Consider the following 12190-nt stretch of genomic DNA (forward strand, 5'->3'; position numbering starts at 1 on the left):
CTCAGAAGTCGTACTGGTCGATGTTGCTCTTGTCGAAGACGGTGGGCGGGCCGAGGATGACCTCGCCGTCCTTGCCGATGGTGCGCGAACCGAGCTTGCCGGCCTTGAACGACTGGCCCTCGGCGCCGCTGATCTGCCCGGACGCCAGCGCGGCGGCCGCGTAGGAGGCCAGGTAGCCCAGGTTCTTGGGGTCCCACAGGGCGAACTTCTCGACGGTGCCGTCCTTGATGAACTTGCGCATCTGGTTCGGCGTGCCGAGGCCGGTCAGCACGACCTTGCCCTTGTACTCCGACCCGGAGATGTAGCGGGCGGCCGCGGCGATGCCCACGGTGGTCGGCGAGATGATGCCCTTGAGGTTCGGGTAGGCCTGCAGCAGGCCCTGGGTCTGCTGGAACGACTTCTGGTCGTCGTCGTCACCGTAGGCGATCTTGACGAGCTTCATTCCGGAGTACTCCGGCTTCTTCAGCTCGTCCTGCATGAACTTGATCCAGGTGTTCTGGTTGGTGGCGTTGGCCGTGGCGGACAGGATCGCGATCTCGCCCTTGCCGCCGATCTGGTCGGCCAGCAGCTTGACCTGGCTGCGGCCGATCTCCTCGGAGCTGGCCTGGTTGATGAACAGGTTGCGGCAGTCCTTGGAAGTGTCGGAGTCGTAGGCGACGACCTTGATGCCGCGGGACATGGCCTGCTTGAGCGGGCCGCACACCGCGTTGGGGTCGTTGGCGGCGATGAGGATGGCGTCCTGCCGCTGCTGCACCAGCGTGTTGATGTAGGACACCTGCGAGGACGCCGCCGCGTCGGACGGGCCGACCTCCTTGGCCTCGCCGGCGTACTCCTTGGCCGCGGCGATCCCGGCCTCGTCGACGATCTTCTCGTACGGGTTGTTGATCTGCTTGGGCAGGAAGGCGATCTTCAAGCCCTTCTTGATCTCCGCGTTGGGGTTGGCGGAGGCCGAGGCCGCCGCGCCCCCGCCCGCGGCGGGTTCGGCGGAGTCCTTGGTGGTGCCGCCGCACGCGGCCAGGCCGAGCGCGAGCACGCCGGCGCTCGCGATGGCGCTCACCGAACGCCAGGAGAGGACGGAACGGACGGTCATCTGTCGTGCCTTTCGCAAAGTCGCATCGGCGATGCGACGGGGTGGGTGTTGTGCAGCGGGGAGAGGGGTCGAGCCGTCAGGACGCGGCCTTCGCCGCGACGGGGGCCGCGGCACCGCCGCCCCGGGATCTGGCCTCGCGGACGATGGCGATCACCCGCGGGGTGAGGACCGACACCACCAGCAGCAGCCCGGTCACGATCGACTGGATCTCGTTGGCGACGTCGTTGAGCATCAGCAGGTTGCGCATCATGCCGATCAGCAGGACCCCGGCGAGCACGCCGCCCAGGGTGCCCTTGCCGCCGTCGAAGTCCACGCCGCCCAGCAGCACCGCCGCGATGACGGTCAGCTCCAGGCCCAGGCCGTTGTCGGCGCGGGCGCTGCCGTAGCGCAGGGTGTAGACGATCCCGGCGAACGAGGCGACCAGCCCGGACAGCACGAACAGGATCAGCTTCAGGCGCTTGACGCGGATTCCGGCGAAGTACGCGGCCTCCTCCTGCGCGCCGATGGCGAACAGCGAGCGGCCCACGCCGGTGGCGTGCAGGACGACGGCGGTCGCCAGCGCCAGCACGGCGAACAGCGCGATCGGGTACGGGATCGGGGTGCCCGGCACGTTCTTGACGGCCAGGTCGGCGTACTGCTGTGGGAACTGCGAGACGGCCTCGGTGCCCAGCACCACGTACGCCAGCCCGCGGTAGAGCGTCATCGTGCCGATGGTGACGGCCAGCGACGGCAGCCCGAGCCGGGTCACCAGCACGCCGTTGACCAGCCCGCACACCACGCCGACCAGCAGCACCAGCGGGATGATCGTCTCGATGGGCATGCCGCCGTCCCACAGCTTGCCGACCAGCGCGCTGGACAGGCCGAGCACGGAGGCGACCGAGAGGTCCACCTGCCCGCACACCACCAGCAGCGTCATCGGCAGCGCGATCAGCGCGATCTCGCTGAGGTCGCCGAGGGCGAAGGAGATGTTGTCGGAGTTGCCGAAGTCGGGCGACAGCCCGGCGCCGCCGAAGAACACCACGATGAGCAGCGCGGCGACGACCACGTCCCAGCGCACCAGGCGGCCGGGTTCGAACCCGCCCCGCTTGCGGACGGCCGTGTCAGCCATGGCGGCGGCTCCTCTTCTTCAAGGCCTGGGTGACGCGCAGGGCCAGCACCCGGTCCACGCTGATCGCCAGCAGGAGCAGCAGGCCGGTGATGGCGTCCTGCCAGAAGGAGTTGATCTTCAGGACCACCAGGGCGCTGCCGATGGTGGTGATGAGCAGGGCGCCGAGCGCGGCTCCGTAGACGGTGCCGACCCCGCCGGTGATCGCCACGCCGCCGACCACGACGGCGCTGACGACCTGCAGCTCCCAGCCGTTGGCGTTGTCGGCGACGACGGTGCCGAAGCGGGCCAGCCACAGCACCCCGGCCAGCCCGGCCAGGACTCCGCTGACCAGGTAGGCGGTGAAGATCCGGCGGCGCATCGGCACGCCGGCCAGGCGCGCGGCCTCCGGGTTGGACCCGATGGCGTAGAACTCGCGGCCCGAGGAGTAGGAGCGCAGGTAGTACCCGACCGCCAGCATGATCACGATGGTGATCAGCGGCAGGTAGGGCACGCCCAGCAGGCTGCCGTTGCCGAGGTCGAGGATGCTCTCCGGCACGTTGGCGGCGTTGATCTGGTCGCCGTGCGCGATGTAGTAGTCGATGCCCTGGATCACGTACAGCATCCCGAGCGTGACCACCAGGGCGGGCACCCGCAGGAAGCTGATCAGCAGGCCGTTGACGAGCCCGCACAGCGCGCCGATCCCGATGCCGACGGCCAGCGCCGGCAGCAGCCCGCGGTCGGTGCCGGAGACGAAGTCGCCGACGACGAACGCCACCAGGCCGACCACCGAGCCGACCGACAGGTCGATGTTGCGGGTGACGACCACCAGCGTCTGCCCGACGGCCAGCAGCGCCAGGATGGAGGCGTTGAGGAAGATGTCCTTGATGCCCTGCTCGGACAGGAAGCGCGGGTTGGCGATCGTGGTGCCGAGCACCAGCACCACCAGCGCCGCGGCGATGCTCAGCTCGCGGGCGCGCAGCACCAGGTCGACCAGCCGCCCGTTGCGCTTGCCGTTCTCCGCCGCCGACGGCGCCCCCGGCGACGTGGTGAGAGTGGCGCTCACGCCGCCTCCCCCAGGGTGCCGGCGCGGCCGGTGGCGGCGGCCATGACCGTCTCCTCGGTGGCCTCGGCGCGCGGGATCTCGGCGGTGAGCCGTCCCTCGTGCATGACCAGGACGCGGTCGGCCATGCCGAGCACCTCCGGCAGGTCGGACGAGATCATCAGGATGGCCAGGTTCTGCGCGGCCAGCTCCGACAGCAGCCGGTGCACCTCGGCTTTGGTGCCGACGTCGATGCCGCGGGTGGGCTCGTCGACGATCAGCACGGCCGGGTCGGTGGCCAGCCACTTGGCCAGCACGACCTTCTGCTGGTTGCCGCCCGACAGCACGCCGACCACGTCGCTCAGCCGGGCGTACTTGAGCTGCAGGCGCAGCGCCCAGTCGGCGGCGCGGTCGCGCTCCACCTTCCGGGAGATCAGCGGGCCGCGGCCGGTGGCGCGGCGCAGCGAGCGCAGCTGGGTCAGGCCCATGTTGCGCTCGATCGACATGTCCATGACCAGGCCCTGCTGGCGGCGGTCCTCGGGGACCAGCGCGATCCCGGCGGCCATGGCCGCGGTGGGGCTGGCCGGGGGCAGCGCCGTGCCGTTCACCTCGACCGCGCCGGCGTCCCAGCGGTCCACGCCGAAGATCGCGCGGGCGACCTCGCTGCGGCCCGCGCCGACCAGCCCGGCCAGCGCGACGATCTCGCCGCGGCGCACCTCGAACGACACGTCGGTGAACACGCCCTCGCGGGTCAGCCGGGACACCTTCAGCGCCACCTCGCCCGGCGTCACGTCCTGCTTGGGGTACAGCGCCTCGACCTCGCGGCCGACCATGCGCTGGACCAGGTCGTCGGGGGTGAGGTCGGCGACGGCCTCGGTGCCGATGTAGGTGCCGTCGCGCAGGGTGGTGACCCGCTGGCAGATCTCGAAGATCTCCTCCAGCCGGTGCGAGATGAACAGCACCGCGCAGCCCTGGTCGCGCAGCGTCCGGGTGACGGTGAACAGCCGGGCGACCTCCTGGCCGGTCAGCGCGGCGGTCGGCTCGTCCATGATCAGCACCCGGGCCTCGCGGGAGATGGCCTTGGCGATCTCGACGACCTGCTGATCGGCGATGGACAGGCCGCGCGCGGGCTGCTGCGGGTCCAGGGCCACGCCGAGCCGCTCGAACAGCTTGGCGGTCTCGGCGTGCATGGCGCGGCGGTCGATGCGGCCGAGGGCGGTGCGGGGCTGGCGGCCCATGAAGATGTTCTCGGCGACCGACAGGTCGGGGAACAGCGTGGGCTCCTGGTAGATGACCGCGACGCCGGCGGCCTGCGCGTCGGCGGGGCCGTGGAAGGTCACCGGACGGCCCTCGACCCGCACCTCCCCGGTGTCGGGGCGGTGCACGCCTGCGAACGTTTTTACGACGGTCGACTTGCCGGCTCCGTTCTCGCCCGCCAGCGCGTGCACCTCGCCCGCGTGGAGCTCGATGGTCACGCCCTGCAGGGCTCGCACGGCGCCGAACGACTTGCTCACGTTGACCAGCGCCAGTGTCGGCGGAGCCGACCGAGCGGGTGCGCTCACGGCCGCCCTCCTCGGATGGGGGTTCGATGTCTCGTAGATGAAAAACGTTTTAAGGTGATGTTGCGGAGGACGGTAGATGTGACTCAACGCACTCGTCAAGAGGGCACTTACCCCGAACCCGCTGGATCCCCGGTGGGACAAGGGCTGAAGAGTTCTTGCGACGGATGTGGCGCATGGGGCGGTCGACCGCACCGCGTGCCGCAAGATCGCCACTGCGGGGTTGACACGTTTTAACGGCATGTCCCAAAGTGAGCGGGCACACACAACAGACGGAAACCGACCCGGGGGCGGCAGATGAGCACAGACGGCACCGGCGAGGTACCCGCGCCGCGCCGGTCCGCGAGCAGGCGTCCGGCCACGCGCAACGGCGCCGGAGGCCCGGCGACCGTGGGCATCAAGCAGGTGGCGCGGCACGCGGGGGTGTCTCCCGGCACCGTCTCCAACGTGCTCAACCGTCCCGAACGGGTGGCCCCCGCCACCCGCGCCCGGGTCGAGCAGGCCATCCGCGAGCTGGGGTTCGTCCGGCACGGTTCGGCGTCGACGCTGCGCGCCGGGCACAGCCGCACGGTCGGGCTGATGGTGCTCGACCTGTCGAACCCGTTCTTCACCGAGGTCGCCCGCGGCGTCGAGGACGCGGCCAGCGAGCACGGCTACGCGGTGCTGCTGTCGTCGTCCGCCGAGTCCGACGAGCGCGAGCAGCGCAACCTGCGGGTGTTCGCCGAGCAGCGGGTCCGCGGCGTGCTGGTCACGCCCGTGGACGACGGGCGGCAGGCCGACCGGCTGCGCGAGCGCGACATCCCGGTCGTCCTGCTGGACCACCCCACGCCCCGCGCCAACCAGTGCTCGGTGGCGGTGGACGACGTGGCGGGCGGCGAGCTGGCGGTCGGCCGGCTGCTGGAGGACGGCGCCCGGTCGCTGGGGTTCGTCACCGGCCCGTCCGCGCTGCGGCAGTGCGCCGACCGCCGCAAGGGCGCGCTGCGGGCGCTGCGCGCGGCCGGGCTGCCGCGCGAGACGATGCGGGAGCTGACCGTCCCGGCGATGAACGCGCGCGCCGGCCAGGAGGCGGCGCGGCGGCTGCTGGCCGAAGGCTCCCTGCCCGACGCCATCTTCTGCGCCAACGACCTGCTCGCCCTGGGGGTGATGCGGGTACTGCTGCAGTCGGGGGTGAAGGTGCCCACCGACGTGGCGCTCATCGGCTACGACGACATCGAGTTCTCCGCGGCGGCCGCGGTGCCGCTCAGCTCGGTCCGCCAGCCCACCTACCAGCTGGGCCGGATCGCCACCGAACTGCTGCTGGAGGAGTGCGACGACCCCGAGGGGCACGCCCACCAGCAGGTGATGTTCCAGCCGGAGCTGGTGGTGCGCGAGTCCAGCCGCCGCGTCGGCGCGGAGGGCTCCGGCATCGCGGAGATCTCCGTCGGCGCGGGCGGCTCCGAGGAGGAGCGATGAAGGTCGCGCTGTTCATCACGTGCCTGAACGACACGATGTACCCCGGCACGGGCAAGGCGGTCGTGCGGCTGCTGACCCGGCTCGGGCACGAGGTCGAGTTCCCGCAGGCGCAGACGTGCTGCGGGCAGATGCACTTCAACACCGGCTACCGCAGGCAGGCCCTGCCGATGGTGCGCGGTTTCGCCGAGGCGTTCGCCGGATACGACGCGATCGTGACCCCGTCGGCGTCGTGCGGCGCGATGGTCCGCGACTGGCACCCCAAGCTGGCGGCCGACTCCGGCGACCGCGCCCTGGCCGCGCGCGTGGAGGCGCTGACGCCCAAGGTGTACGAGCTGTCGGAGTTCCTGGTCGACGTGCTCGGCGTGACCGACGTGGGCGCCTACTTCCCGTACCGCGTCACCTACCACCCCACCTGCCACTCGCTGCGCATGCTGCACGTGGCCGACCGGCCGCTGCGGCTGCTGCGCGCCGTGCGCGGCATCGACCTGGTGGAACTGCCCGAGGCGACCGAGTGCTGCGGCTTCGGCGGCACGTTCGCCCTCAAGAACTCCGAGGTGTCGGCCGCCATGTGCGCCGACAAGGTGACCAACGTGCGCCGCACCGGCGCCGAGGCGCTGTGCTCGGCCGACAACTCCTGCCTGATGCACATCGGCGGGGCGCTGTCGCGTACCCGGTCCGGCGTGCGCACGGTGCACCTGGCCGAGATCCTCGCCTCCACAGAGGAGGACCGAACATGAGCACCGGCACGAGCGGCACCGCCGGCCGCATGCCGACGTACCTGGGGATGCCGGCGTTCCCGGACGCGGCGCGGCGCGCGGTGGGCGACACCCGGCTGCGCCGCAACCTGGCGCACGCCACGTCCACGATCCGCGGGCGCCGCGCGGCGGCCGTCGCCGAGCTGGACGACTGGGCCGCGCTGCGCGAGGCGGGCAAGCAGATCAAGGACCACGTCCTGGCGAACCTCGGCCACTACCTGCGCCTGCTGGAGGAGAAGGTCACCGAGGCCGGGGGCACGGTGCACTGGGCGCGCGACGCCGCCGAGGCCAACCGGATCGTGACCGACCTGGTCCGGGCGACCGGCGAGACCGAGGTGGTCAAGGTCAAGTCGATGGCCACCCAGGAGATCGGGCTGAACGAGGCGCTGGCCGAGGCGGGCATCGCCGCCTACGAGACCGACCTGGCCGAGCTGATCGTGCAGCTCGGCGACGACCGCCCGTCGCACATCCTGGTCCCGGCCATCCACCGCAACCGCGCCGACATCCGCGACATCTTCCGCCGCACGATGCCGGACGCGCCGGCCGGGATGTCCGACTCGCCCGCCGAGCTGGCCGAGGCGGCGCGCCGGCACCTGCGCGCCAAGTTCCTGTCGGCGAAGGTGGCGGTGTCCGGGGTCAACTTCGCCGTCGCCGACACCGGCACCCTGGTGGTGCTGGAGTCGGAGGGCAACGGGCGGATGTGCCTGACGCTGCCCGAGACGCTGATCTCGGTGATGGGCATCGAGAAGATCGTGCCGAGCTGGCGCGACCTGGAGGTGTTCCTGCAGCTGCTCCCCCGCTCCTCGACGGCGGAGCGGATGAACCCCTACACCTCCACGTGGACCGGCAGCACCCCCGGCGACGGGCCGTCGGACTTCCATCTCGTCCTGCTGGACAACGGCCGCACCGCGACGCTGGCCGACGAGGTCGGGCGGCAGGCGCTGCGCTGCATCCGCTGCTCGGCCTGCCTGAACGTCTGCCCCGTCTACTCGCGCGCCGGCGGGCACGCCTACGGCTCGCCCTACCCGGGGCCGATCGGCGCGATCCTGTCGCCGCAGATCCGCGGCATCGGCTCGGACGTGGACGCCTCGCTGCCCTACGCGTCGACGCTGTGCGGGGCGTGCTTCGAGGCGTGCCCGGTGGCGATCGACATCCCCGAGGTGCTGGTGCACCTGCGCGCCCGCGCGGTGGAGAAGGGGCACAAGCATCCGCTGGAACGCGCGGTGATGGACGTCGCGGGGTGGACGCTGCGTTCGCCCGCCCGGCTGGCCCTGGCGCAGCGCGCCGCGTCCGCCGGCCGCCACGTGGTGGGCCGGCGCGGCCGCATCCGGCGCCTGCCCGGGCCGCTGAGCGCCTGGACCGACACCCGGGACGCGCCGGCGCCGCCCAGGGAGTCGTTCCGCGCCTGGTGGAACCGCACCGGAGGGAAGGGCGAATGAGCGGGCGGGCAGGCGCGAACGCGCGCGAGGAGATCCTCGGCCGGATCGAGCGGGTGACGGGCAGGCGCTCCGCCGCCGACGCCGCCGAGTCCTACGGCAGGATCGACCGCGGTTACCTGCGGCGTCACCACGGCGAGAAGATCCTGGAACTGTTCGCCGAACGGGTCGCCGACTACCGCGCCGCGGTGCGGCTGGTGTCCGCCGGCGAGCTGCCCGGCGCGGTGGCCGAGTCGCTGGCCGCGCGCGGTGGCGGGGCGTTCGCGGTGCCGTCCGGGCTGCCGGACGAGTGGCTGGCGCGGGTCCCGCCGGAGCGGATCTCGCGTGAGCCGTCCGTGGCCGACCTGGACGAGCTGGCGGGCGCGGTCACCGGCTGCGCCGCCGCGATCGCCGAGACCGGCACCATCGTGCTGGACCACGGGCCCGGCCAGGGGCCGCGCGCGCTGTCCCTGGTGCCCGACTACCACCTGATCGTGGTCACCGCCGACCAGGTCGCGGCCGACGTGCCCGAGGCGCTGGAGCGGCTCGACCCGTCCCGTCCCCTCACCTTCGTGTCCGGCCCCTCGGCGACCAGCGACATCGAACTGTCGCGCGTCGAGGGCGTGCACGGCCCCCGCACCCTGGAGGTACTGCTCGTCCCATGAACGCTTCATCCGCGGTGTTCGCCGCCGTCGACTTTGGGGCGTCCAGCGGGCGGGTGATGGCCGCGCGCGTCGGACCGGGAACCCTGGAGCTCGAGGAGCTGCGGCGTTTCCCCAACCGTCCCGTGCGGGTCGCGGGCACGTTGCACTGGGACATCCTGGGCCTGTACGGCAACGTGCTCGACGGGCTGCGCGCGGCGCCCGCCGGCCTGGTGTCGGTGGGCATCGACTCGTGGGCCGTCGACTACGGGCTGCTGGACGAGCGCGGCGCGCTGCTCGGCAACCCCGTGCACTACCGCGACGCGCGCACCGACGGCGTCATGGAACGGGTGCGCGCCGAACTCGGCGACGACCACCTGTACCAGGTGTCGGGGCTGCAGTTCCTGCCGTTCAACACCGTCTACCAGCTCGCGGCCGAGTCCGCGGACGTCCTCAAGCGGGCGCGGACGCTGCTGCTGATCCCTGACCTGGTGGGGTACTGGCTGACCGGGCGGGTCGGCGCCGAACGCACCAACGCGTCCACGACGGGGCTGCTCGACGCACGCGGGGGCGTGTGGTCGCGAGCCCTGCTGGACCGCCTGGGACTGCCCGCGGAACTGCTGCCCGACCTGCGCGAGCCGGGCGATGTGGTGGGGACGCTGCGCCCGGACGTGGCGGAGGAGACCGGCCTGCGCACGGACCTGCCGGTGACGGCCGTCGCGTCCCACGACACCGCCTCGGCCGTGGCCGCCGTACCCGCCTCCGGTGACCGTTTCGGCTACATCTCCTGCGGCACCTGGTCCCTGGTCGGTGTGGAGCTGCCCGCGCCCGTGCTGACGGAGGCCAGCCGCAAGGCCAACTTCACCAACGAGGGCGGGGTGGACGGCACCGTCCGCTACCTGCGCAACGTGATGGGGCTGTGGCTGGTGCAGGAGTGCCTGCGCGCCTGGGACTCCCCCGACCTTCCCTCGCTGCTGGCGGAGGCGGCACGGGTTCCGGCGTTGCGTTCGCTGATCGACCCGGACGACCCCGAGTTCCTGCCGCCGGGCGGCATGCCCGCGCGCATCGCCGCGCACTGCCGCCGCCGGGGCATGCCCGAGCCGAGCACCCGCGCCGAGATCGTGCGCTGCGTGCTCGACAGCCTGGCGCTGGCGCACCGCGCGGCCATCCGGCAGGCGGCGGAGCTGTCCGGCCGTGAGGTGGAGGCGGTGCACCTGGTCGGCGGCGGTTCCCGCAACGAGCTGCTGTGCCAGCTGACCGCGGACGCGTGCGGGCTGCCCGTCGTCGCCGGGCCGGTGGAGGCCACCGCGCTGGGCAACGTCCTGGTGCAGGCGCGCGCGCACGGGGTCGTGGGCGACCTGGCGGAGATGCGCGCGCTCGTCGCCGAGACGCAGCCCCTGCGCCGGTACGAGCCGCGCGGCGACGAGTCCGCCTGGTCGGACGCGGCCGCCCGCATCGGCCTGGCCTGAGCCGTCCTCGCCCTGCTGGGGGGCAGCCCCTGACAGCCGCCAATATCGGTGTTTACCACGATGTGAGGGGCACCTGCGAACGAAGATCATCAAAGTGATCTCCGGTGCGGGTCCGGCCGGAGTGGCGCGGCGGCCGCCTCACCCCGCCGCGCGTCGGTGACCGCCGTCTCGAGGGATCACCTCTCCGGAGATCCCGTGCAGGAGTCTCGATGCCCGCTCCCCCCGGTCTGCGCCTGCCTCCGCCGCTGCAGGTCGCCTGGCTCGTCGCCGACCCCATGCGGTTCTTCGCCGCCGGGCGCCGCCACGGGCCCGTCTTCCAGATCCGGCTCCCCGGCATGCCGCCGGAGGTGTGCGTGGCGACCGCCGACCTGGCCGAGCAGGTGCTGGCCGCCGACGGCGCGGGGGGCCGCGCGGGGGCGGTGCGGCGCGGGTTCCTCGGCCCGCTGGTCGGCGAGGCGTCGCTGCTGACGCTGGACGAGGACCCGTGGTGGCGGCACCGGCGGCTGCTCGGCCCGCCGCTGCACGGCCGGGCGGTGGCGCGCTGGGCCGAGCGGGTGGCCGAGATCGCCGCCGCCGACGTCGACCGCTGGCCGCTCGGCGAGCCGTTCGCGCTGCGCACCCGGATGGAGCGGATCACCCTCGAAGTGATCATGCGGGTGGTGTTCGGCATCCGCGACGCCGGACGGCTGCGCCGCCTGCGCGTCCTGCTGCCGCGGCTGGTGGCGCTCGGCGGGAACGCCGCCGTGGTGCGCCTGCCGCCCGGGCCGCGCGAATGGCTGCTGACCTCGCCGCTGCCGCAGCGCGCCGGGTTCCTGCCCACCACCCGGTTCGCGCGGGTCCGCGCCCAGGTCGACGCGATCCTCTACGACGAGATGGCCCGGCGCCGCCGCGACCCCGACCCGGACGCGGGCGACGTGCTGTCGCAGCTGCTCGCGGCGCGGGACGAGGCGGGCGAGCCGCTGACCGACCGGGAGGTGCGCGACGAGCTGATCACCCTGCTGGTCGCCGGGCACGAGACCACGGCCACCGCCCTGGCCTGGACGTTCGAGCGCCTGGTGCGCACCCCCCGGGTGCTGGAACGGCTGCGCGACGAACTGGCGGCGGGCGACGGCCGCGCCTACCTGGACGCGGTGATCAAGGAGTCGCTGCGGGTCCGCCCAGTGGTGCTGGCCACGCCCCGGGCGCTGGCCGAGCCGATGACGGTCGGCGGCCACCAGGTGCCCGCCGGGTGGTGCGTGGCGGCGATCATCCCGCTGGTGCACTCCGATCCGGAGGTGTTCCCCGAGCCCGGGGAGTTCCGGCCCGAGCGGTTCCTCGGACCGGACGCGGCGAAGGCCAACCGGGCATGGCTGCCGTTCGGCGGCGGCCGCCGCTACTGCGCGGGCGCCCAGCTGGCGCTGCTGCAGATGCGGGTGATCGTCACCGAGGTGCTGCGCCGGGTGGAGCTGCGTCCCGCCGACCCCGCGCCCGAGCGCGCCCGGCTCAAGTCGGTCACGCTCGTTCCGGCCAGGTCGACGCGCGTCGTCGCCACCCCGGCGGGGTCCCGCAGCGGCTCGGCCGTGACCGAGGTGGGCGAGGAGGCCGGCGAGTAGAAGGGTGACGGGTAGGCAACGCCTAACTGAAGACTGTTGACATCCCCCTGGTTAAGACGGTTGATAGCAGAGGGCAACCGCCGGGGACGCG

10 protein-coding genes are annotated in these 12190 nt (G+C 72.8%); 6 read left to right on the plus strand and 4 right to left on the minus strand.

What is annotated here, in order from left to right:
- Position 1: 1 nt before the first annotated feature.
- From rhaS to ABD811_RS23690, 4 genes are all read right to left on the minus strand, one after another.
- Positions 2 to 1090 (minus strand): rhamnose ABC transporter substrate-binding protein, encoded by a 1089-nt coding sequence (gene rhaS, locus ABD811_RS23675; protein ID WP_344951647.1) that lies wholly within the window; start codon positions 1088 to 1090, stop codon positions 2 to 4.
- A 76-nt stretch (positions 1091 to 1166) separates the two neighbouring features.
- Positions 1167 to 2198, minus strand: a complete 1032-nt coding sequence (locus ABD811_RS23680; RefSeq protein WP_344951650.1) for an ABC transporter permease — start codon at positions 2196 to 2198, stop codon at positions 1167 to 1169.
- Positions 2191 to 3240, minus strand: coding sequence for an ABC transporter permease (locus ABD811_RS23685; protein ID WP_344951653.1), 1050 nt, complete (start codon positions 3238 to 3240; stop codon positions 2191 to 2193). The genes ABD811_RS23680 and ABD811_RS23685 overlap by 8 nt, the downstream gene beginning before the upstream one ends.
- A complete protein-coding gene (locus ABD811_RS23690; protein ID WP_425549452.1) occupies positions 3237 to 4778 on the minus strand; it encodes a sugar ABC transporter ATP-binding protein in 1542 nt (513 codons plus the stop codon). The genes ABD811_RS23685 and ABD811_RS23690 overlap by 4 nt, the downstream gene beginning before the upstream one ends.
- Positions 4779 to 5072: 294 nt before the next feature.
- On the opposite strand from ABD811_RS23690, the gene ABD811_RS23695 reads away from it, so the two are divergent.
- From ABD811_RS23695 to ABD811_RS23720, 6 genes are all read left to right on the plus strand, one after another.
- A complete protein-coding gene (locus tag ABD811_RS23695) occupies positions 5073 to 6227 on the plus strand; it encodes a LacI family DNA-binding transcriptional regulator (protein ID WP_344951656.1) in 1155 nt (384 codons plus the stop codon).
- Positions 6224 to 6964, plus strand: coding sequence for a (Fe-S)-binding protein (locus ABD811_RS23700; protein ID WP_344951659.1), 741 nt, complete (start codon positions 6224 to 6226; stop codon positions 6962 to 6964). Before ABD811_RS23695 ends, ABD811_RS23700 begins: the two co-directional genes overlap by 4 nt.
- Positions 6961 to 8421: a LutB/LldF family L-lactate oxidation iron-sulfur protein gene (locus ABD811_RS23705; RefSeq protein ID WP_425549453.1), complete on the plus strand. Its 1461-nt coding sequence runs from the start codon at positions 6961 to 6963 to the stop codon at positions 8419 to 8421. The genes ABD811_RS23700 and ABD811_RS23705 overlap by 4 nt, the downstream gene beginning before the upstream one ends.
- Complete coding sequence (locus ABD811_RS23710; RefSeq protein ID WP_344951662.1) at positions 8418 to 9062, plus strand: LutC/YkgG family protein; 645 nt, start codon at positions 8418 to 8420, stop codon at positions 9060 to 9062. Before ABD811_RS23705 ends, ABD811_RS23710 begins: the two co-directional genes overlap by 4 nt.
- The gene (locus tag ABD811_RS23715; protein ID WP_344951665.1) at positions 9059 to 10507 is read left to right on the plus strand and encodes a rhamnulokinase; all 1449 of its coding nucleotides are present in this window, start codon (positions 9059 to 9061) and stop codon (positions 10505 to 10507) included. The genes ABD811_RS23710 and ABD811_RS23715 overlap by 4 nt, the downstream gene beginning before the upstream one ends.
- Positions 10508 to 10716: 209 nt before the next feature.
- Positions 10717 to 12099, plus strand: coding sequence for a cytochrome P450 (locus tag ABD811_RS23720; RefSeq protein ID WP_344951667.1), 1383 nt, complete (start codon positions 10717 to 10719; stop codon positions 12097 to 12099).
- Positions 12100 to 12190: the final 91 nt, after the last annotated feature.

It is taken from the genome of Actinomadura miaoliensis (assembly GCF_039536785.1).
Lineage (GTDB): Bacteria > Actinomycetota > Actinomycetes > Streptosporangiales > Streptosporangiaceae > Spirillospora > Spirillospora miaoliensis.